Genomic DNA, 21,429 nt, shown 5'->3' on the forward strand with positions numbered 1-21,429 from the left:
TCGCGACACGCCCTATACGGATTAACAGCTAATGCCCGTCCTTCTGTTCTCCCTGGTCCTTAAGGAAGCGCTCAATGTCCTGCAGCAACTCGTCGCTGGGATGCTCGGGCAGCTGGTCCTCCCCGGCGGTCTGCTCGGCAAGACGCTGGAAATAGTCGATGAGCCCGCTGGCCTCATCCCCGAAAGAGTCCTTCAACTGATTTATCTTATCCTCTATCTGCTTATCGGAATCTTGCGCCCACTTGTCCATGTCGGCAAGGTCGATCTCCAGGTCCGAAATCTGGGTCAGCACTTCAAGCACGGCCTTGGAGGAACGCGGATTGGCGACGTGGGTGGTATAAATTGGAATCTCGCCCAGCAGGCAGATGCCTTCGATGTTCCTGTGCTTGGCCGCTCCCAGGAGCAGGCCGTTCATGCCGCTTATGCTCCCCTCTTTAAGTTGGTTGACATTGTACAGTGCCAGTTCAGCGAGTAACTCGCTGCTGGTCACGGCGGCCGAGACCTTTGGTTTCTTAGTGTGATGGATATGTGTCGGGGCGGCGGCAAAGGTATGCACCCGCTTTACCTCGAACTTCTCGGCGATATCTAGGACGAAGTTGGCCAGCAGGTAGCCGTTGGCGGCTGGCTGTGCCTCTCCCGTGAAGATGATCCAATCCCTGGATCCTTTGCCCTCTGCGAAGTAGAATTTGTTTTCCGGGAACTGGAACTCCTTAACCACGCTGTTCTGAACAAATACGCCGTTCAGATCGAAGAACTCCTCCGGCGAGATGAAACCGAGCTCTTCAGCATTCAGCTTCTCGATGAGATACTTGGCCGCGATTATGGCCACGCCACCCATGCCGGGCCAGGCCGCGATGAGGTACGGATCCCGAAGCTTCGGCTCTTTGAAATATATGATCTCTTCCATCTCTGGCACGTTAATGCTCCATTACAAGAATTCTGACCAGGGGAGCCTCAACCCCCTGTATCCCCCATACGTTGGCAATCAGGTAAGGGCTTGATTAATCAAGCCCCTACGGCCCCACAATCCCGGCCCCGATATATCGGGGCACCTCTTTATATCGATGTGTAAGGCGATTGATCTATAATCCCCAGCTATTGGGTGCCGTGAAGATAATCGAGGGATACCTCTCTTATTATACGCTACAGCATTGAGAAATAGCTCATCTTTACCATAGCGAAGTTCTTCTGCACCTTGTCCCTGCCCTGTATTATCGATCCCAGCTCGGTGCTGTGGCCGGGCAGTACGTACTCGATATCAAGCTCCATCAGCCGCTCGATGCTCTGCTTTAATTCCTGTCCGTCGCCGCCGAAATCCGTCCGTCCAACGCCGCCATAGAAGAGCAGGTCGCCCGTGATGACCAGTCGTTTCTCCGGCCAGTATAGCGAGAGCGACCCCGGTGTATGCCCCGGCGTGTTTATCACCCGGAGCGTAAGCTGTTTCCCCAGGTTCAACTCTCCGTCGACCAGATAGAACGACGGCTCGAAAAAGACCGACTCCCTGGCCTTCTGGGACATATATTCGAAAACCGATGCCAGGTATTCCGTCTCCTTTTCGTGCAGCGTGACCAGCGTTTCGTCGGGAACACCCGCCTTCTTTCTGCTCAGTTGCACAAGTGCGCGGCTGGCCTGGAAGTGGTCCCAGTGGCCGTGGGTGTTTATTATCAATCCGATATCCTCGGGCTTGATCCCGTCCTTGCCCATGCCCTTGAGTAGCGTGTCCAGACAGGGCTCCTTCATCTCGTTCATAACGTGTCCGGGGTCGATCAGCACATGCGGACGGTCGCCTTCCAGCGCGCCGGTGAAGACGTAGGTGTTGCAGTTGTTGCCCTTGCCCTGCCATATGTAGCAATGTAGGTTGTCGAACAGTTTCATAAATCAGCTAATCTCGCAACAAGGTTTTGCCTAAAGGTAATTTCCCGAACCCCCTGCTAGTCCCCCATACGTTGGGGGACTTAAAAAATCGGGGGTATCCCCCGATTTCCCTCGGCAGGAGCTTCTCCTGCATCTCTTACAGTGCCATAGATGTTCAGTTCGACTTATCGTCTGATTCCATCAGGGGAAACGAACCTCTTTGTCATCACACTAAAGAATAGTATAATTGATATGCGTTAATTTAGCCAAGTTGCAGAGGATGAAATGGGAGAGATGAAGAGCGCCTACGATAGGGCCATGGAGAGGGCCGGCAAGCTGGGGAAACTTTCCCCGGATGAGATGAAGAAGCAGGAGGATGAAAGACTCCTCACCATCGGCAAGGCCATTGCGGACAAGTATCTTACCCATGGCTCTACTCAGATCCTTAAGGACGACATCGAGAAATTGCGTGCCGAGGACAGGTCTCTAGTCGGCAAAGGGGCGCGGCTGGGGCTGGCTGGATCGCTAAGCTTCGACAAAGGCGTGACGATGGAGTCGGTCGACCGTGTCGCTGAGGGATTGACGGCGCTGGCGGCCGATAAGAAGGGTGCTATCGACGAATCAATCGACGGCGTAAAAAAGCTGCTTGAGGAGATGGAGGCCGCGCTCGACACTACATACAGCAAAGAGTACAGCCATCTGGAGAGCGAGAGGCGCGTGCTGCTGCAGGGGGTGGGGATATCGGGCAGCGCGGTGGCTGGTGTTAACGTCGAAGGCAGTGCCGCCTGGCGGAAGATCGAGGAAGCGCTGCGCGAGCAATACAACGCGAAGCTGGAGCCGCTCAAGCAGAAGCTGGCGGAAGCGGTCGCATAGCTGAATCGCGGCGTTGACAAGGGATAACAGCCTGACTTAAGATGCAACAGGTTTGTGCTTAAAAATAATTCGGAGGAGAGTTGACTTATGGTAATGGCACTGGAAGGTATCAAGATAATTGACCTGACCCGACTGGGACCGGGCCCGTTCTGCGTTATGCTGCTGGCTGACATGGGCGCCGATGTGATAAAGGTCGAGGCCGCCGGCGGGCGCGCCTCAATGACCATCGAGACCATGGAGGACGAGACCGCGGAGCGGCGGCGCGTGTTCAACGCCGAGGGGCGCAACAAGCGCGCCATCGGGCTTAACCTGAAGACGGAAGAGGCCAGGCAGGTTCTCTATAAGATGGTCAAGGACGCCGATGTCGTCGTTGAGGAGTTCCGCCCCGGCGTGCTGCAGCGCCTCGGCTGCGATTACGACACGTTGAGCAAGATAAATCCGCGCATAATCCTGTGTTCGATCACGGGCTTCGGGCAGGACGGGCCGTACGCACAGCTTCCCGGCCACGACCTGAACTATATTTCGATAGGTGGAGCGCAGGGCATGATCGGCCCGCGCAACGGCCCGCCGGTAATGACGCTGAACCTCATCGGCGATTATTCCGGCGGCAGCTTTCAGGCGGCGCTCGGCATCTGCATGGCGCTGCTGGCGCGCGAGCGCACCGGCAAGGGGCAGCACGTGGATATCTCCATGACCGACGGCGTCGTCTCACTGATGCACGGCGAGGCGGCGGGCTACTTCGATACCGGCCGAGTCCCCACCCGCGGCGACATGCTGGTCATCGGCGGCGCCCCGTTCTACGGCGTGTATGAGACCAAGGACGGCAAATACATCACCATCGGCGCGCTTGAGCCGTGGTTCTGGAGCAACCTGTGCGAGCTCATCGACCGCAAGGACCTGCTGGCCTCCGAGTGGGACTGGAACAGGTGGGCCGAAATCACCGAGGACTTCAAGAAGATTTTCAAGACCAAGACGCAGAAGGAGTGGGTCGAGCTGCTGCGCACGAAGGACGTCTGCGTCGCTCCGGTCTATACGCTCGACGAAACCTTCCAGGACCCGCAGATACTGCACCGCAATATGGTCATAGAGATGGACCATCCCAAGATAGGCAAGGTGAAGCAGGTGGGCATCGGCATCAAGATGTCCGATACGCCGGGCAAGGTGAAGAGCCTGGCGCCCAAGCCGGGCGAGCACACAAATGCGATTCTGAACGACTTGGGATATTCCAAAGAGGAGATCGCAAAGCTGAGGGAATCGGGCGCCGTAGCCTAGCTTTAGCGTGACAGTTCGCTGAGCGCCAGGGCCACCGCTCCCAGCGGCCCGGCGTCATATCCCAGCGATGAGACTTCAACGCGGACCGCCTTCGCCGAAAGCTCGAAGGCGCGCTCGCGTACCGTTTTCCTGGCCGGTTCGAGCAGCATATCGCCCATGCGTGAGACCCCGCCCGAGATGACCACGAGCTGCGGATTAAAGATATTGATAAGGTTGGACAGCCCTACCCCGACGTAGAAGCCAAGCTGCTCAATGAGCTTTTTAGCCAGTTCATCGCCGTCCTGAGCCGCAAGGAAGATGCCCTTGGCGGTGACCCTGCCGTCGCTTCCCTTGGCGTACCTGGGAATAGTCGTTTGAATTCCTTCCGCCATCTTCGCTTTAGCCTCGCGCTCCAGCGCCGAGCCCGATGCAAGCGTCTCCCAGCAGCCTCTGTTGCCGCAACCGCACAGCGGGCCGTTGACGTCTATTGTCATGTGACCGATCTCTCCGGCGGCGCCGGAGGTCCCCCGATATACCTGACCGTTCGTCACGATGCCGCCGCCGATGCCGGTGCCCAGGGTCACGCAGATGAAATGGTCGCATCCCGCCGCTATGCCGAACTTGTGTTCAGCCAGCGCAGCCACGGTAGCGTCATTATCAACAAAGGTCTTTATGCCGAGTTCTCGTTCGAGAATGTCTTTGAGCTTGATGTTACGCCAGCCTGGCAAATTGGGTGAAGTCGTGATAAGGCCGGTTTCAACATCGATTATGCCGGCGGCGCCTATGCCCACGGCCGCGATCTTGCTGCCGGAGGAGACGGCCTTCACGGCGTCGACGATGCGCTTGATGACGGCGTTTGGGCCCTCGCTGGCGCGCGTCTCTTTGAGTTCGCGCTTTATAATATTGCCGCAGTCGTCGGCAAGCACGGCATCAATCTTGGTGCCGCCTATGTCCACGCCCACGTTCAGCTTCTCTTTCATGATAACGCTAAGGATAAAACATAATCTGCGGAAGGTCAATCGAGTAGGGGCGAGGTCTTCTCGCCCGCCATGGATTCCGGCTTTCTCCGGAATGACGGTTGGGTATTCCCGTAGGGGCACAGTCCTTCCATGATATTAAAGTATATGGAAGGATGCCCCTACGCTATCAATTTATCGCCATACTGCTTACGGAGCTTCGACAACTTCGGTTCGATAACGGCGCGGCAATAGGGCTGTGAGCCGTGATGTGCATAGTAATCCTGATGATAGTCCTCCGCCGGATAGAATGCGTCGAGTGGAACGATTTCGGTGACGATCGGACTGCTCAAAATCTTCGACGAATCGAGCTCTCGAACCTTTTCCTCGGCGATGCTTTTCTGTTCGTCGCTGTGATAGAAAATCGCCGAGCGATACTGCGTGCCGACGTCGTTGCCCTGGCGGTTCAGCGTCGTCGGGTCGTGAATCGAGAAAAAGACGTCGAGGATATCCCGATACGAAACGACCTTCGGATCGAATGTGACCTGGACCGCCTCGGCTTGACCCGTCCCCCCGCTGCACACCTGCTCATAGCTCGGGTTTTGCACCGCCCCTCCCGTATAGCCGGACACGACGCGCTCGACGCCCTTGAGCTCCTTGAAGGCGGCCTCCAGGCACCAGAAGCAGCCGCCGGCGAGGGTGGCTGTTTCGTTAGCTTGCGATTTGGCGTTGCTGTTGCCGATGTCTCTCTCCTACTTCAGGTTGTAGACGAAGTTGGCCGCCTCTTCGCGCTCGGTCCAGCCCTTCTTGCGGTAGAATGAGCGCCGGTATGACTCGCGCGACCTGCTGTTCAGCAGCAGCAGCCTGGAACAGCCGCGCTTTTTGGCCTCTTCCTTCGCCGTCTCCAGCAGCTTTGTGCCTATGGCGTTGCCGCGATAAGATTCGTCGATGAACAGCTCGGAGAGGTAGCCCTCCGGCCCGTCGAGAAAGAGGTAGGGCAGCCAGTGCGCCCCTAAGTAGCCGACGATTCCGCCGTCAGCGTTCTCCGCCACATAGATGGAGTGGCTCTTGTCGGCATGGCAAAGCTTGATGTGCTTCGCGATGTTGACAGCAGTCATATTGTAAGGCGTATGAGTCGTGTAAACGGACATGTCGGCCTTCTTAAGCAGTTCGGCGATGCCTTTCGCATCTTCAATATCAGCTTTTCTGATTTTTACACTCATCGATTTCCTTTTCCAGATTAGTCGATTCTATAGTTTGTATCCGATCTTCCTGAGGAACTCCTTGCGTTTGGACTTATCACCTTCGGTCTCGGCCTTTCTGGCGCTGTATCCGTCGATTACGCCCAGGATACCCCGCCCCTGCTCGCTCTCAGCCACGATCACCTGGGTCGGGTTGGCGGTGGCGCAGAAGACATGGCAGACCTCCGGAACCACCTTCACGGTGTTCAGTACGTTCAGGGGGAAGTAGCCTTCGCCGAGCATAATGATGAAGGAGTGTCCGGCGCCCAGCAGCAGGGCGTTCTTCTTTGCCATTTTTATCAGTTCCTTTTCGGTTCCCGAGGCGCGCACCAGCGTGGGGCCGCTGGCCTCGCAGAACGCCAGGCCGAACTTGATGCCCGGCACGGCCTGCACCAGCGCCTCGTGTATATCCTCAACACTCTTGATGAAGTGCGTCTGTCCCAGGATAAAATTCATACCCTCCGGTTTGTCGATCTGAACAAGCTTAAACTCCATATAGCACCTCTCATTGATATGATTGAACGATTATATATTACCACTCCAGCCGGACAGCCGGGTCCAGAGCCACCACGCCGCATAGGCCTTGAGGTTGGCGTTGAGCGGCTGGCTGTGCGCCGAGGAGCACTGATACCAGTCGACTCCTTCCTGATGCGAGTTCTGCCACTCGACGGCCCAGTTGCCGCCGTCGTAGTCGCAGCTGTCGGTGACGTATCTGTCGCCGAAGTAGTTGCCGTCCGGGTCGTAGCTCTCTATATCCTCGAAGTCATATAATATCTTGTTGTTCGCTACGCAGTAGTCCATGATCTGCTGGTTTCGAATGTGCAGGTTGCCCTCAAGCCCGGTGCCGTCGGTGTGGCCCGTCATGTAAACAAAATGGACACTTGGATAATCATCCTCAAGTCCGCTCATGAGACCGAGATAGGTATCGATATCATCGGATGAGGCCCCGCTCACCTGTCCGCACCATGACCACATGACCACGTTCGTAGACGGGTGAGAATCGAGATAGCTTCTCGTGGTCGACTCCCACGCCGTGAAGCTCGGGTTGCCCAAATCGCTGGCGGACCCCAGCCCGCCGTCCTTGAGCTGCAGAGCGCTGCCCGAGCCGTCTCCGTTCCACGCGTACAATTCCCCGGCGAACCCTTCGAGGCCTGACATCCCCGTGGTTATCTGGCTGCCGTGCGATGTGTGGCCGTATGCGATACCCAGGATGTTCTTGGCTTGCGTTATCCAGTCCGGAGATATCTTGCTGATATCGGTGCAGTTATGGTCGATGATTATCGGCGAAGGATACTGTTGAGTTGCCGGCGGTATGATGAAAGTTGTGCTATACGGGGTGACGGTCGGCGTGCTCGTCTGTACGGTCGCGGTCGGCGTCGCTTCTTCGATTACATTCCCACCGTCGTTTTTACATGCAGCGATGGATGCAACGCTTATCACGATGATTGCTAAGGCTATTGCGGATAGGATTTTTTTCATGTAGTATCCCTTCGATGTGAACGACTATTCTATATTGTCATTGCCCGACTTGATCGGGCAATCCAGGGAGGGCGAGGTCTCCTCGCCCCTACATCATTTCTGCTGGCTTTTCAGCTTCCCTTCCGCCTCCAGCTTCTTGTATCCCTGCCAGGAGGGGCACCAGCTGCCGTGAACGGGGGAATTCATGACTTTGTAAAGCTTCCCGTCCTTATGCTCCCTGGCATAGTTGCACAGGTGGCATCGTTCACAGACATGACCCATGGTCCTGTGTATGGCATTCATGACACTTCCCTCCTTTATGCAGGTCGCTATGATTGGTGAGGTTATATCATTACATAATTTAAGTCAAGGGGCTGTTGCTCACACCCAAATCCTGATTTAATGCATGCAAGCCGCTGAGGAGGACTCACCTTTTCGTCATCAACCCCCTGCTATCCCCCAATCTTGGGGGATATTAAAAAATAGGGGACACCCCTAGAACCCCGGCAGGAGAAAACCCTCCTGCACCTCTTTCACGGGAGCCCTCTTAACCCTCTTCTTTCGACTCATCGTTACCTAACAAAGCTTTGAGGTTCTCGAAAGGCTTGTACGTTGAGCGCGACTGTCCGCCTGCGCCCGTTTGCGGAGGCACATAGCCGTGGGCCTGCAGCGACCTTGTGTGGGCGTTGTCATGGCAGTAGATGCAGAGCAGCTCCCAGTTGCTGCCGTCCTGGGGATTATTGGTGTGATCGTTGTCCTTGTGATGTACCGTTAGCTCCTTGAGCTGCTTGCCGGAGAACTCGCGGCCGCAGTGAGAGCAGATGTGGGGCAGTATCTTGAGGGCCTGGCCGCGATAGCTCTGGTCCCACTTCACGCGCTCGCGCCGCACCTGCGCTTCGAGCCGGTTCATTTTGTCGGAGTCTTTTTTAGCGGGCGACATATGGCAAGATTCCTACTTCCCCGCTTCCTTCTGCGCTCTTCGAATCGCCTTGAGAAGCTCATCGTCATTCGTCCGGGCGGGCGGCGTGTGAGCGTCCTTCCTGGATTCCTTCTCCACCTCGGCCTCGTGCGCGTCCTTCATCTCGTGGAGAACTTTGACGGAGTAAGTTTCGGGGTCGCTGTCGATTAACTTGTGGTGCTCTTTGCACAGAAGTATCGAATTATAGTAAGTGATACGCTGGGGGAAAGCATCGACGTATCGCGGGTCGTTCGGCGTCTCGCCCACTATGTAGCACTCATCCCCGGTCGCGGTGAGCCTGCCGTCGACGTAGGTAAGGAGCTTGGTGTTACACCTTCTACCGCCGTAATCGTAAGAGCAGCGGCTGCCGGCCCTCGTCCAGAGTAGTTTTCTATCGCGGTCTGATATGTTCATTTATTTGTTCAACCCCCTGAATCCCCCATTCTTGGGGGAACTTAAAAGGAATTAGGGGACACCCCTAACACCCCGTCAGGAGAGCTTTCTCTCCTGTACCTCTCTTTTTAAATTACATAGCGTCCTGCTCGCTCAGGTCGGTGGCGCGCTGTATCTGCGCCGCCAGGTCCGGAGGCAGCCCCTCTATATCGACGCTGAGGAAACCTCGCACTATAGTCGATACCGCCTGATCGCGGGAAAGGCCGCGCGCCATGAAATATTCTATCTCCTCCTCGGCGATCTTGCCAACGGCCGCCTCGTGCGACAGATCGACTCCGGACACCGTGCCCTCGAGCTCGGGTATGGCATGGATTTTACCGCTATCGCCTAAGATAAGGCCGCGGCACTCCAGATGACCCTTGCACTCGGCCGCCTGCCCGGATAAGAAGCCGCGCGCGATAATCGTTCCGCCCATGCTTATAGTGCGCGATATAATCTCGGCCCGGGTCTGCTCGGCCTGCAGCAGCACGCGCGAGCCGACGTCGAGGTGGCTGCCCTCATGCGCCACCAGCACGCTGTTGAAGCGGGCGCGGGCGTTCTTGCCCTTGCACCAGGCGGTGGGATACATCTGCATGGTGCGCACCGGCTTGAGACAGATGTAGTTGCTCATATAGACGGCGCCCTCCTCAAGCGTTACGCCGGTGCGGGGACGGATGGCCATCTTGGGCGCCCAGTTGTGGATCATGGTGAAGCTGAGCTTTCCGCCCTTCTTAACATAGAACTCGGAGACGCCAATGTGCATGCCCTCGTCCTCGACGGGAGCTACGGTGCAGCCGGTGATGATATTAAGCTCGGCTCCTTCTTCAACGATAACGATATTATGCACGTTCTGCGCCAGCCCGTGCTTGGCGATGTATAAACATGACTGCACCGGATATGTGGCCTTGACGCCCGGCGCGATGTGGACATAGTAACCGTTGAAGGGATGGGCATTGGCGTGCCTGGTGAACTCGTCCGCCTCCGGATTGATCAGCTTCCACCAGTAGTCCTTGAGCCAGGGGTGCGCCTCCAGGGCCATATTCGTGCCCAGCACTTCGACTCCGTCCTGTTCGGTCGTGCTGTGCACCACGGAGTGATCCACCTGTATGAAGGTGCCGGCCCGCGATTTGGCGTCATCCACCATGACCCCGACCTCCCCCATGCGTCCCTTGGCCTCCGCCGAGAGCTTCGCCGGGTCTTTCTGATAGGGTAGTTCCTCTGATTCAAAGACATAGCTGCCGAGATCGACCTTTGTCTCCGGTGCGGGGACGGCCGCCGCTTTGTTATCTTTATCGCTCTTGCTGTTCTTTGCTACTTCTGACATGCTGCACACCCCTCATAGCCGTGACTTTTGATGCTGCTCAGTATCTCGCGCGGATTGCCGCGGCACCAGATGCCGCCGTTGAGTAATACGCAGGCGCGGTCCGGCTCCACATAATCGAGTATATGTCCCGTATGCGTGATGATAAGCCCCGAGCTGGTCCTGCTGCGCAGCTGGTCCTTGTGCAGCAGCTCGTTTATCATCTGTCCGATGAGGACGATGTTCACAAGGTCGACGCCGGAATCAGGCTCGTCGAGCAGAACAAACTCCGGGTCCTGCGCCAGCAATTGCAGCAGCTCCGACCGCTTGACCTCGCCGCCGGAGAAGCCGTAGTTAACCTCGCGATCGAGGAACTCCGTCATGTTCGATTTCTGCGCCAGATCTTCCACCGATGGCGCATCCTTCTTATCGCCGATGCAGGCCTTGACCATGTCTTTCAGCTTAACGCCGCGGACAACGGGCGGGCGCTGGAACAGCAGGCCGATGCCCTTCTTCGAACGCTCATCAACCGGCATACGGGTTATGTCCTCGCCTTTGAAGACGATCCGTCCTCCGGTTATCTGATATCGCGGGAACCCCATCAGCGCCATGAGCAGCGTTGTCTTTCCGCCGCCGTTGGGCCCGAACAGCACAAGGGTCTCGCCGATATCGATGGTGAAGCTGATATCTTCTATTATCTGTTTATCGCCTACTTTTACGCCGAGATTCTGGACTTCAAGCATAGCGCACCTCCGAAGGACACTATTTTATATCGCCTGCGATATGAATACAATGATATTTGTCACATTATAGCCTATGTGAGGCGGAAGCGAATATACTATATAATATCGATGTTAATAGAGCAGGTTATTTTATGATTGAGAAGAATCAAGCAGCGACAAGAAGGGTTTACCTCGATTACGCGGCCACGACGCCGATGCACCCGGACGTGGTGCAGGCCATGATACCGTATATGAGCGGCATGTTCGGCAACCCGTCCAGCGGGCACTCCTTCGGGCAGGAGGCCAGGGCGGCGGTTGAGGACGCGCGCGTGCAGGTAGCGCTGCTGCTCGGATGCACCAATGACGAGATAGTCTTCACCAGCGGCGGCACGGAGTCCGACAACCTGGCGATCAAAGGGATAGCTTATGCCAACCGCGATAAAGGTAACCATATAATCACAACGTCGATCGAGCACCCGGCCGTCCTCGAACCTTGCCGTTTCCTGCAAGCTCAGGGCTTCGATATCACCTACCTGCCCGTCGATAAATACGGCCTCGTCGATGCGAAGGCTGTTGAGAAGGCGATTACTAAGAAAACGATCCTTATTTCCGTGATGTACGCCAATAACGAGGTCGGCACGATCGAGCCTATAATCGAAATAGGACAAATCGCAAAATCGAGGAGTATCTGTTTCCATACCGACGCGGTGCAGGCGGTGGGCCACGTGTCCATGAACGTCGATGAATTGAGTGTCGACCTGCTTTCGGTGTCGGCGCACAAGCTCTCCGGCCCCAAGGGCGTAGGCGCACTGTACGTTCGGGAAGGGACAAAGATAACGTCATTCCTGCACGGCGGCGAGCAGGAGCATGCGCTGCGCGCCAGCACCGAGAACGTCACCGGCATCGTTGGACTGGGCAAGGCGGCTGAGATAGCGCAGGGCGAACTCGCGAAGGAGCAGAAGCGGCTTTCCCGGCTCAGGGACAGGCTGATAAAAGGCCTCTTTGACGGAATCGACGGGGTGCGGCTCAACGGCCATCCTAAACTGAGGCTGCCCAACAACGTTAACGTCAACTTCGAGCACGTCGAGGGGTCGGCTGTGGCCTCGCACCTTGATATGGCCGGGGTCGCGGTGTCAACAGCGTCGGCCTGCCAGACCGGGCACAAGGGGCCTTCGCACGTGCTCATGGCCATGGGCTACACGGAGGACGAGGCGCGCAACTCCGTGCGCTTCAGCCTGGGACGCGAGAGCACCGCGAGCGATATCGACTATGTCCTGGAGATATTGCCTCCGATAATCAAGAAGCTGCACAAGGCATCGCGTAAATAATATAGACTCGAGGATTGGAATAATGACTGAACTGCCAGAGATAGGCAAGATATCGCCCGAGATATTCAGCGAGTTGATTTTCCCGCGGCTGGGCGCCAAAAGCGATAAGGTGCTGGTGGGGCCGCAGCACGGCGTCGATGTCGGCATCGTTGAAATCGGGAACAAGGCGGTGTCGCTGACCACGGATCCGGTGTTCATCGTGCCGGAGTATGGATGGGAGCGCGCGGCCTGGTTCGCCATACATATCCTGGCCTCGGATTCGGCGACCAGCGGGCTCAAGCTGGCGTACATGTCGATCGACCTTAACCTGCCGATGGAGATCACAAGGGAACAGCTCACGATAATGTGGGATACCATGCACCGCGAGTGCAGGAAGATCGGCATCACCATCGTCACCGGACATACCGGCCGTTACGAGAACTGCCACTACCCCATGGTCGGCGGGGCCACGGTAATCGGAGTCGGCGGCAAGAACGAATATGTAACGCCTAAGCTGGCTCGTGCCGGCGACAAGATAATAATCACCAAAGGCCCGGCCATCGAGGCCGTCGGCATACTGGCCACGATGTTCCCCAAGCTAATCGAAAAGGAGTTCGGCAAGGCCTTCAGTAAAAAGGCGGAGAAGATATTCTACAAGATGTCCGTTGTCGAGGACGCGATGACGGCTATAGACATCGGCGTCAGGGATAAAGGCGTGACCGCCATGCACGATGCTACCGAGTGCGGCATCTGGGGCGGCCTGCACGAGTTCGCCCAGGCGGCGGGGCTCGGCGTCAGGGTCGAGAAAGAGAAAATCGTCGTCGAGGATTGCGTAATGGAGATATGCTCCTATTTCGGCATCGACCCGTACGCCTCGATAAGCGAGGGCACTCTCATCGCCGCCTGCAAGCCGAACAAGGCTCAAACTGTCGTAAACGCCTTAACTCGCAAGGGAATAAAATCGTCGATCGTAGGTGAGCTGACCGACCCGAAGCAGGGCATGGTTCTGGTTGAGAAGGGCAGGGCGAAGAAGCTGAAGCATCCTATAGTCGACCCGTTCTGGAAGGCTTTCTTCGACGCGCTTGAGAAGTACGGGGGCAAAGGGTGATATGTCGCGGGTAGTTGTTGGGATGAGTGGCGGGGTGGATTCGTCCGTGGCCGCCGCGCTGCTTAAAGAACAGGGATATGATGTCGTCGGGCTGACTATCCGTGTCAAGCCTGCCGGCGGCTCGGACGACGACGTTCGAGTGGCGCAGACTGTGGCGAAGAAGCTGGGGATAGCGCATCACACTGTCGATTGCCGTAAACTGTTCGATAGAGAGGTCGTTGATCACTTCTGCGCAGAGTACGGCCGCGGCCGTACTCCGAACCCGTGCGTCAGGTGCAACGAGCGCGTCAAATTCGCCGTCCTCTTCGACAAGGTGCGGGAGATAAACGCCGACTTCGTCGCTACCGGCCACTACGCCCGCATCGAAAAAGACGAAAGGTCAAAGAAGTATCACCTGAAGAAGGGGCGCGACAGGGTCAAGGACCAGTCGTATTTTCTTTATTTCCTGCGCCGGGATGTCCTGGAGCGCATCCTTCTGCCGCTGGGGGGAATGAAGAAGGAGGACACGCGCATCCTGGCCAGGGCGTTCGGCCTCGCTTCCGCCGGAAGGGAGGAGAGCCGCGACGTGTGTTTCGTCGCCGGCGGGGACTACCGGGGATTCGTGGGAGCGCGCATGCCCCAGGCGGACGAGACGGGCCCAATACTGGACAGGGACGGGAATATCCTCGGCACGCATCGCGGCATACTGTCTTATACCATCGGGCAACGGAAAGGCATGGGTATTTCAGCGGGGGAACCGTTGTACGTGACCGGTATCGATGTTAAGCGCAACGCAATAATCGTCGGCAACAAATCAGATGTGTACGGCAACGAGCTTGTAGCGTCGAACCTGAACTGGATCGAGTCCGACGCGCCGAAGAGGCCGATAAATCTCAAGGCTAAGATACGCTACCGCCATCGTGAAGGAGAGGCTGTCGTCACTCCGATGCCAAACGGCGAGGTAATCGTGAAATTCGCACGGCCGCAGATGGCGATAACGCCGGGGCAGGCAGTCGTCTTTTATCGCGGTTCTGTCGTCATGGGGGGAGGCACCATCGAGCGGGCGGGCGGCGCGTAGGGGCGATTCACGAATCGCCCTTTGTCATTGCGAGTCCTTCCGCGAAACTCGCTCTGTGGAAGGACGAAGCAATCTCGTGGCGCGCCAGGTCGTAAAAACGATGAGATTGCCACGTCGTCCTTCCACATACCACAATATCATAGAAGGATTCCTCGCAATGACAGTAGTGGATACCGGGGGATAACAGGGGGTTGACCTTGATACTATGCTACATATGGTCTAAAATGATAGCCTGACTTTGCAAGGAAGGTTATAAGATGAAGCGCATCGCTAAAAATGTAACTGAGGTGGTAGGGAATACGCCCCTTGTCAAGATATGGGAGACAGAGCGGGACATAAAGGCCGAAGTCGCGGCCAAGCTGGAGTATTTCAATCCCCTCTCCAGCGTTAAGGACAGAATAGCCAGGGCTATGATCGAGGCCGGCGAGCGTGACGGCTTGATCAAGAGGAATACGACTATAGTGGAGCCGACCAGCGGCAATACCGGCATCGCGCTGGCCGCCATATGCGCCGCTAAAGGCTATAAGCTTATAATAGTCATGCCCGAAACAATGTCGCGCGAACGCCGCAGGCTGCTTCAGGCCCTGGGCGCCAATCTTGTACTGACTCCCGGAGAGCAGGGCATGAGCGGCGCCATCGAGGAGGCAAACAGGATAACCGGAAGATCCCCGAATTGCTACATGCCGAACCAGTTCACAAATCCGGCTAATCCGCGAGTGCACCGAGAGACCACCGCCGAGGAGATATGGCGCGATACGGACGGCGAGGTTGATATAATCGTCGCCGGCGTTGGAACGGGGGGAACGATCACGGGCGTCGGCGAGGTGCTGAAGCAGCGCAGGGAGCACCTAAAGGTGATCGCGGTGGAGCCGGCTGGCTCGCCCGTGCTCAGCGGAGGGACCGCCGGCCTGCACGGCATTCAGGGCATCGGCGCCGGATTTGTGCCCGCCGTTCTCAACCGTAATATTATCGACGAAGTAATCGCCGTGAAAGAGGAAGACGCGATAGAGACGGCTCGCCGCCTGGCGCGTGAAGAAGGCATACTGGCCGGCATATCGTCGGGGGCGGCGGCATGGGCCGCGCGGCAGGTAGCAAGCAGGCTGAAGAACAAGGGCAGGCTAATAGTGGTGATACTGCCCGACGGCGGCGAACGCTATATGAGCACGACGCTGTATCAAATCGACGAAGCTGAAAAGCGTGGTTAGTTTGTTCAGGGAAGATTTAAAGACCATATTCGCAAAGGACCCGGCGGCCAGGAACGCCATCGAGGTGCTTTTCTGCTACCCCGGCCTGCATGCGATATGGAACCACCGCGTGGCGCATTTCCTGTGGCGCAATCACATGCGGCTGCTCGCCCGGCTGATATCGCATACCGCCCGTTTCTTTACGGGCATCGAGATACATCCGGGGGCGACCATAGGCAGGAGGTTCTTCATAGACCACGGCATGGGTGTGGTCATAGGCGAAACTTCCGAGATCGGCGATGACGTCCTGCTCTATCAGGGCGTGGTGCTCGGCGGTACTACGCACGATAAGAAGAAGCGCCACCCGACACTGGGCAACGGCGTCGTCGTGGGAGCCGGGGCCATACTGCTGGGCGATATAGTTATCGGGGATGAGGCCCGAGTTGGGGCCGGCTCGGTTGTCGTCACATCAGTCGACTCTAAAACGACGGTCGTCGGCGTGCCCGCGCGCGTCGTTCGCAGGGGGCGGCCGGAGGAGGCGCTGGAGCACGACAGGGAGGCGATAAAGGTCATGCTCGCGGAGCAGGAAGGCATGCTGGACAGGTTGGCCCGCATCGAGGGGATGCTGAATATTAAGAACGACGATAAGGATAAGGTCGGTAGCGACGACCACATGGCAAGAGGATAAATGGTAGGGGCGAGGTTGTCTCGCCCTATGGATTTCGGTCTTCACCGGAATGACGGGTACGAATTGAGGACGATATGTAGGGGCTTGATTAATCAAGCCCGCAATTAATGGAGCCTAGCGAAGGAGCAATAGATGGCCAAGACTATAGCTGAGATCAACGAAAAGATAAAGAAAGGCCAGGCGGTCGTGGTCAACGCCGAGGAGATCATCGACCTGGTTGCAAAGAAGGGCGTCGAAAAGGCGGCTCGCGAGGTGGACGTTGTAACCACCGGCACCTTCGGCCCGATGTGCAGCTCCAGCGCTTATTTCAACCTGGGTCATACCAAACCCCGCATCAAGCTCGGCGGCGGCAAGGTATATCTGAACGACGTTCCTGCTTACACCGGAGTTGCCGCCGTCGATATCATCCTCGGCGCCACTGCCATGCCCGACGACGACCCGCGCAACAAGGTGCATCCCGGCGCCTTCAATTACGGCGGCGGCCATGTCATCGAGGCGCTTGTGGCGGGCAAGGACGTAAGGCTTTCAGCCGTGACCTACGGCACCGACTGCTACCCGCGCAAGAAACTGGAGAGCCGGGTTAAGCTCAAGGATATGAATGAGGCCGTGCTCTTCAACATGAGGAACGCCTATCAGAACTATAACGTGGCGGTGAACCTGTCGGACAAGACTATCTACACCTATCTAGGCGTGCTCAAGCCGAACATGGGCAACGCCAACTATTGCTCGGCGGGACAGCTTTCGCCGCTGCTCAACGACCCGTTCTACAAGACCATCGGCATCGGCACCAGGATATTCCTGGGCGGCGGAGTCGGCTACGTGGCCTGGCAGGGCACGCAGCATAGCCCGGCCGCGCTCAGGGGAGATAACGGCGTGCCTAAGAGGGGGGCGGGGACGCTGGCCGTCATCGGCGACCTCAAGGGTATGAGTCCTAGGTGGCTGGTGGGCACCAGCATGCTGGGCTACGGTCCGACCATGACCGTGGGCATCGGGGTGCCGATACCGATACTTAATGAGGAGATACTGCGCTATACAGCGGTGAAGGATGACGAAATCTACGCCGCAATAGTGGATTATAGCGGCGCTTACCCGCAGCGCAATCCGGACATCGTGGGCGAGGTAAGCTACGGCCAACTCAAGAGCGGGCTTATCGTAGTGCAAAACAAGAAGGTGCCCACCGCCTCGCTTTCCAGCTACCCCCGCGCGCTGGAGATAGCTAACACGCTAAAGGAGTGGATTGCCAAAGGGCAGTTCCTGCTCACGGATGCGGTGGCTCCGCTGCCCGGCGCCGATTCCGGGCTCTCGGCGAAACCGTTCAACGAACGTCCCATCGAGGAGTAGGGGCGAGGAGACCTCGCCCGTTACGGTTTCCGGTTTTTACCGGAATGACGGAGACGCCACGTAGGGGCGAAAAATTTTTCGCCCCTACACAAATCCTCCTAAATCCCCCTTTACGAAAGGGGGACTAAGGGGGGTTGAAATGCAGGGGGTTCAACGAAACTTAAACGTCGACCTTTAAAAAAGAGATGCAGGAGAAGCTCCTGCCGGGGGAAATCGGGGGTGTCCCCCGAATCCCTCACCTCCCCCAAGATTGGGGGATACAGGGGGCTGAATATAATTATGGGTCGACTCAATTGACGATAAACAAGCGGTCGAGTTGGATAAACCGACCCTATGCGAGGTTGAGAGATGGTTATTAAGAGAAGAGTGGTGCTTCATTTCCCCGCGCGGCGGGTAGACCAGCCGGTGATCTATAAGCTGGTCAAGGATTATGACCTTGTGCTCAACGTGCTCAAGGCATCTATCATGCCCAACGAGGAAGGGCGAATGGTGCTCGAGCTGTCAGGTGCTCGGGACAACTACGATAAAGGAATAAAGTTCCTCCAGACCGCGGGGGTGAAGATACAGTCGCTGGGTCAGGACGTTATACGGAACGATAATCGCTGCACCCACTGCGGAGCCTGTATAGCCGTGTGCCCCAGCGGCGCGCTGTCCCTTGACCACAAAACCAGGATGGTCAAGTTCGATCCGGCGGAATGCACCGCTTGCGAGCTCTGCGTGCTGGCCTGCCCGCCCCGGGCCATGGAGGTCTACCTTTAGTGGGCCAGCTGCGCATCTACCACAACTGGGTCAAGTATTCCGACCTGGTTTCATTTCGGGTCGCGGATAAGGAAAGCGATGTTCAGATAAGCGCTATGGGCGACTTCCGTGTGGAGGCGCAGGCGGAGATTAAAAGATGCCGCTCCGAGCTTGAGCGCTACATAGAGCAGAACCTGGAGTTCCTGGTCACGCTGGACCCGATAGACGTCTCCGAAGACGCTCCCTCGATCGTAGCGATAATGGCAAGCGCCGCGAAAAAGGCCGGTGTGGGACCCATGGCCGCCGTAGCCGGGGCTATAGCCGAGGACATCGGCCATGTGCTGATGAAGCGCTCGGCCGAGGTAATCGTTGAGAACGGCGGCGATATCTTTATCCACATCAGGAAACCGAGGAGAATCGGCATCTTTGCCGGAAACAGCCCGCTAAGCGGTAAGCTGGCCATCGATATAGAACCGGACGATATACCGCTCGGAGTATGCACCTCGTCGGGAACAGTGGGCCACTCACTGAACTTTGGAGTAGCCGATGCCGTTGTCGTCATCTCGCCTTCGACCGCCCTGGCCGACGCCGCAGCTACCGCCGTGTCAAACATCGTCCAGTCGGCGGATGATATCCCGGCAGCGATAGATCTGGCTCAATCGATCGATGGTGTCACCGGCGTCGTGATTATAGTCGGGGACAAGCTCGGTGTGTGGGGGCAGGTTAAGCTCTCCAAGGTGGATTGACATGTCGGCTGAAAAACATATCGTAGTCTTCATAACAACTGAGACGCAGGCTCAAGGACAGGAGATTGCCGACGCGCTACTAGCCGATAAGCTAGCGGCCTGCGTTAATATCGTGCCGGAGGTTCATTCCAGGTTCTGGTGGCAGGGCAAGATCGACTCCGCGGATGAATCGCTGCTCATCGTAAAGACAAAGGCGTCTCTGCTCGATGATGTCGTCGCGTTGGTTAAAAGCAGGCACAGCTACTCCGTGCCCGAGATAATCGCCCTGCCCATCATCGGCGGTAATAAGGATTATCTCGATTGGATAGATGAATCGACTTGTAAATAGACGGGCTTGATTAATCAAGCCCCTACATTTATCTACGACGTTAAATACCCGTTTTCAAACCCGTTATTCCACCCGCCTGCGCACCATCATTGTGGCGAAGATGACCATCACCACCGCGATGCCGCCCAGGACGGCAAAGGAAGGCCAGAGATCGCTCCAGTTGTATCCCTCCAGGAACAGGCTGCGCACACCTACGATGGTATAGTCTACCGGGTTGAAATTCGTCACCGTCTGGAGCCAGCCCGGCAATAGCTCTTCCGGCATCATCATCGTGGAGAGAAACATCAGCGGCAGGGTAAGAAGATTCGTCGTCGCCATCAATGTTTCCTGCCTCTTTACCAGGAGCGCCACCCCGTTGGAGAAAGCGGAGATGCCCAACCCCAGCAGGGCTATGAGCAGCAGCGCCAGCAGCGCCCCGCCCGCGCCCGTTGCGATATCCACACCCATGATCACCCCGATGATCAGGATGATGGCGGCCTGAACCAGTAGAACAACCACGGTTGCGATGACGCGGCCCAGTATGATGGAGACGCGTGTCACCGGTGTAGCCGACATCCTGGACAGAATGCCCGTGTCTATGTCCATTATCGTGCCCATGCCGGAGAACACCGCGCTGAAGAGACCAGTCATCACCAGCACGGCCGGGGTGAAGAACTGCAGGTAGCTGGTGCCTCCTGCGAACATCGCGCTGCCCACGGATTTGAATATCTCGGGGAAGAGCAGAAGGAACAGTATCGGCTGGGCCATGCTCATGAACAGGAAAACCGGCATGCGGAGGCGCGTCCTGATATCGCGCAGCGATATGTACCAGGTATCTTTAAGAGCGTTCATCTTACTCTCCTCCGATTACTCATGCGGTGCATTTGAGCAAAGGTGGTGCGCGTGCCCTCCTGGGCGCGTATGGTGCGTCCGGTATATTTCAGGAACACGTCGTCCAGCGACGGCCGCGATATGGACATGGTCCTGACCGCGATCCCCTGCGCGTCCAGAACCTGCATGATTCCGGGCGCGGCAGAGCCGCCGTCTTTCACGTAGACCGCCAGATCGCCGTCCGCGGGCTTGGTCCCGATAACAAAAGGCTTGCCCGTCAGGACTTCCTCCGCACGTTTTACCAGTTCCTTGCATGCCTCAGGGTCATCGCCCGCGGGAGAAATCGACACAACGTCGCCGCCGATGGAGCGCTTGAGCTCGTCGGATGTGCCCATGGTGATTATCTTGCCCAGGTCGATGATGGCGATGCGGCCGGCCAGTTTGTCGGCCTCCTCCATGTAGTGCGTGGTCAGAAATATCGTCATGCCCAGCTTCTGCACCAGCTTTTGGATGTACTCCCAGATATGCGCCCTGGTCTGGGGATCGAGCCCTGTGGTCGGCTCATCCAGGAACAGTATCTGGGGGCGATGTATAAGCCCCATGGCCAGATCCAGCCTCTTGCGCATGCCGCCGGAATAGGTTGAGACCATCTTGTTCCCGTACTCGGTCAGGCCGACGATTTCGAGTATGTTCTTCACGCGCCGCTTTATCGTGGCATTATCCAGACGGTAGAAATGGCCGTACAGCGTCAGGTTCTCGCGACCGGTAGCGTGCTCGTCCACGCCGACGTCCTGCGCGGAATACCCGATGCGTTTGCGCACCTCGGCCGGGTGCCTGGCTACGTCGAATCCGGCCACCATGGCCTTCCCCGAAGTGATCGGCAGCAGCGTGTTCAGCATCTTGATGGTGGTGGTCTTGCCCGCACCGTTGGGACCCAGGAAGGCGAATATCTCGCCGGCCTTGACCTCGAAGTCGATGCCGTCAACGGCCTTGGTATTGCCCTTATATACTTTGGTCAGCTTGCGCGTCACGATGACGCTTTTCTCTCCAGTCATATCGTTTGCTCCCGTCATAACC

The 21,429-nt window shown here is 57.2% G+C and carries 25 protein-coding genes; 11 read left to right on the forward strand and 14 right to left on the reverse strand.

The window, feature by feature from the left end; all coding sequences use genetic code 11:
* Positions 1 to 28: 28 nt before the first annotated feature.
* Both WC562_07245 and WC562_07250 read right to left on the reverse strand, forming a co-directional pair.
* Entirely contained in the window at positions 29 to 907 is an 879-nt protein-coding gene (locus WC562_07245; protein ID MFA5055945.1) for a PAC2 family protein, read from the reverse strand.
* A 236-nt stretch (positions 908 to 1,143) separates the two neighbouring features.
* A complete protein-coding gene (locus WC562_07250; GenBank protein ID MFA5055946.1) occupies positions 1,144 to 1,875 on the reverse strand; it encodes an MBL fold metallo-hydrolase in 732 nt (243 codons plus the stop codon).
* Between the two features lie 264 nt (positions 1,876 to 2,139).
* Here WC562_07250 and WC562_07255 point away from each other — a divergent pair, with 264 nt between their 5' ends.
* Together WC562_07255 and WC562_07260 are read left to right on the forward strand one after the other, a co-directional pair.
* Positions 2,140 to 2,727, forward strand: a complete 588-nt coding sequence (locus tag WC562_07255) for a hypothetical protein (GenBank protein ID MFA5055947.1) — start codon at positions 2,140 to 2,142, stop codon at positions 2,725 to 2,727.
* 93 nt (positions 2,728 to 2,820) lie between these two features.
* Positions 2,821 to 3,999 (forward strand): CaiB/BaiF CoA-transferase family protein, encoded by a 1,179-nt coding sequence (locus tag WC562_07260; protein MFA5055948.1) that lies wholly within the window; start codon positions 2,821 to 2,823, stop codon positions 3,997 to 3,999.
* Between the two features lie 2 nt (positions 4,000 to 4,001).
* Here WC562_07260 and WC562_07265 read toward each other — a convergent pair whose 3' ends face one another.
* The 10 genes from WC562_07265 to WC562_07310 all read right to left on the reverse strand — a co-directional run bounded on the left by WC562_07265 (position 4,002) and on the right by WC562_07310 (position 11,066).
* On the reverse strand, positions 4,002 to 4,958 hold the full coding sequence (locus WC562_07265; protein MFA5055949.1) for an ROK family protein: 957 nt from the start codon (positions 4,956 to 4,958) through the stop codon (positions 4,002 to 4,004).
* A gap of 158 nt (positions 4,959 to 5,116) precedes the next feature.
* The gene (gene msrA / locus WC562_07270) at positions 5,117 to 5,677 is read right to left on the reverse strand and encodes a peptide-methionine (S)-S-oxide reductase MsrA (protein ID MFA5055950.1); all 561 of its coding nucleotides are present in this window, start codon (positions 5,675 to 5,677) and stop codon (positions 5,117 to 5,119) included.
* Between the two features lie 9 nt (positions 5,678 to 5,686).
* Entirely contained in the window at positions 5,687 to 6,157 is a 471-nt protein-coding gene (locus WC562_07275; GenBank protein MFA5055951.1) for a GNAT family N-acetyltransferase, read from the reverse strand.
* Between the two features lie 27 nt (positions 6,158 to 6,184).
* The gene (locus WC562_07280) at positions 6,185 to 6,670 is read right to left on the reverse strand and encodes an adenosine-specific kinase (protein MFA5055952.1); all 486 of its coding nucleotides are present in this window, start codon (positions 6,668 to 6,670) and stop codon (positions 6,185 to 6,187) included.
* 30 nt (positions 6,671 to 6,700) lie between these two features.
* Entirely contained in the window at positions 6,701 to 7,654 is a 954-nt protein-coding gene (locus WC562_07285) for a hypothetical protein (protein MFA5055953.1), read from the reverse strand.
* A 93-nt stretch (positions 7,655 to 7,747) separates the two neighbouring features.
* Positions 7,748 to 7,936 carry a hypothetical protein gene (locus WC562_07290; GenBank protein ID MFA5055954.1) on the reverse strand — a complete coding sequence of 63 codons (189 nt, stop codon included), beginning with the start codon at positions 7,934 to 7,936 and terminating at the stop codon, positions 7,748 to 7,750.
* Between the two features lie 244 nt (positions 7,937 to 8,180).
* Complete coding sequence (locus WC562_07295; GenBank protein ID MFA5055955.1) at positions 8,181 to 8,573, reverse strand: YajD family HNH nuclease; 393 nt, start codon at positions 8,571 to 8,573, stop codon at positions 8,181 to 8,183.
* 12 nt (positions 8,574 to 8,585) lie between these two features.
* The gene (locus WC562_07300; GenBank protein ID MFA5055956.1) at positions 8,586 to 9,005 is read right to left on the reverse strand and encodes a hypothetical protein; all 420 of its coding nucleotides are present in this window, start codon (positions 9,003 to 9,005) and stop codon (positions 8,586 to 8,588) included.
* 112 nt (positions 9,006 to 9,117) lie between these two features.
* The gene (locus tag WC562_07305) at positions 9,118 to 10,347 is read right to left on the reverse strand and encodes a SufD family Fe-S cluster assembly protein (GenBank protein ID MFA5055957.1); all 1,230 of its coding nucleotides are present in this window, start codon (positions 10,345 to 10,347) and stop codon (positions 9,118 to 9,120) included.
* Positions 10,335 to 11,066 carry an ABC transporter ATP-binding protein gene (locus WC562_07310; protein ID MFA5055958.1) on the reverse strand — a complete coding sequence of 244 codons (732 nt, stop codon included), beginning with the start codon at positions 11,064 to 11,066 and terminating at the stop codon, positions 10,335 to 10,337. The genes WC562_07305 and WC562_07310 overlap by 13 nt, the downstream gene beginning before the upstream one ends.
* A gap of 131 nt (positions 11,067 to 11,197) precedes the next feature.
* On the opposite strand from WC562_07310, the gene nifS reads away from it, so the two are divergent.
* The 9 genes from nifS (at position 11,198) to cutA (ending at position 19,542) form a co-directional block, all read left to right on the forward strand.
* Complete coding sequence (gene nifS / locus WC562_07315) at positions 11,198 to 12,373, forward strand: cysteine desulfurase NifS (GenBank protein ID MFA5055959.1); 1,176 nt, start codon at positions 11,198 to 11,200, stop codon at positions 12,371 to 12,373.
* A 22-nt stretch (positions 12,374 to 12,395) separates the two neighbouring features.
* Entirely contained in the window at positions 12,396 to 13,460 is a 1,065-nt protein-coding gene (locus WC562_07320; protein ID MFA5055960.1) for an AIR synthase family protein, read from the forward strand.
* 1 nt (position 13,461) lies between these two features.
* Positions 13,462 to 14,517: a tRNA 2-thiouridine(34) synthase MnmA gene (gene mnmA / locus WC562_07325; protein MFA5055961.1), complete on the forward strand. Its 1,056-nt coding sequence runs from the start codon at positions 13,462 to 13,464 to the stop codon at positions 14,515 to 14,517.
* 257 nt (positions 14,518 to 14,774) lie between these two features.
* Positions 14,775 to 15,722 (forward strand): cysteine synthase A, encoded by a 948-nt coding sequence (gene cysK, locus WC562_07330; protein MFA5055962.1) that lies wholly within the window; start codon positions 14,775 to 14,777, stop codon positions 15,720 to 15,722.
* Entirely contained in the window at positions 15,715 to 16,389 is a 675-nt protein-coding gene (gene cysE / locus WC562_07335; protein MFA5055963.1) for a serine O-acetyltransferase, read from the forward strand. Before cysK ends, cysE begins: the two co-directional genes overlap by 8 nt.
* Before the next feature lie 132 nt (positions 16,390 to 16,521).
* Positions 16,522 to 17,730: a homocysteine biosynthesis protein gene (locus WC562_07340; GenBank protein MFA5055964.1), complete on the forward strand. Its 1,209-nt coding sequence runs from the start codon at positions 16,522 to 16,524 to the stop codon at positions 17,728 to 17,730.
* 348 nt (positions 17,731 to 18,078) lie between these two features.
* Entirely contained in the window at positions 18,079 to 18,489 is a 411-nt protein-coding gene (locus WC562_07345; protein MFA5055965.1) for an NIL domain-containing protein, read from the forward strand.
* Positions 18,489 to 19,214: a UPF0280 family protein gene (locus WC562_07350; GenBank protein ID MFA5055966.1), complete on the forward strand. Its 726-nt coding sequence runs from the start codon at positions 18,489 to 18,491 to the stop codon at positions 19,212 to 19,214. The genes WC562_07345 and WC562_07350 overlap by 1 nt, the downstream gene beginning before the upstream one ends.
* 1 nt (position 19,215) lies before the next feature.
* The gene (gene cutA, locus WC562_07355; GenBank protein ID MFA5055967.1) at positions 19,216 to 19,542 is read left to right on the forward strand and encodes a divalent-cation tolerance protein CutA; all 327 of its coding nucleotides are present in this window, start codon (positions 19,216 to 19,218) and stop codon (positions 19,540 to 19,542) included.
* 63 nt (positions 19,543 to 19,605) lie between these two features.
* Here cutA and WC562_07360 read toward each other — a convergent pair whose 3' ends face one another.
* Together WC562_07360 and WC562_07365 are read right to left on the reverse strand one after the other, a co-directional pair.
* The gene (locus tag WC562_07360) at positions 19,606 to 20,373 is read right to left on the reverse strand and encodes an ABC transporter permease (protein MFA5055968.1); all 768 of its coding nucleotides are present in this window, start codon (positions 20,371 to 20,373) and stop codon (positions 19,606 to 19,608) included.
* Positions 20,370 to 21,407, reverse strand: a complete 1,038-nt coding sequence (locus WC562_07365; GenBank protein MFA5055969.1) for an ATP-binding cassette domain-containing protein — start codon at positions 21,405 to 21,407, stop codon at positions 20,370 to 20,372. The genes WC562_07360 and WC562_07365 overlap by 4 nt, the downstream gene beginning before the upstream one ends.
* Positions 21,408 to 21,429 lie beyond the last annotated feature (22 nt).

Source organism: Dehalococcoidia bacterium, from assembly GCA_041649635.1.
Classification (GTDB): domain Bacteria; phylum Chloroflexota; class Dehalococcoidia; order E44-bin15; family E44-bin15; genus JAYEHL01.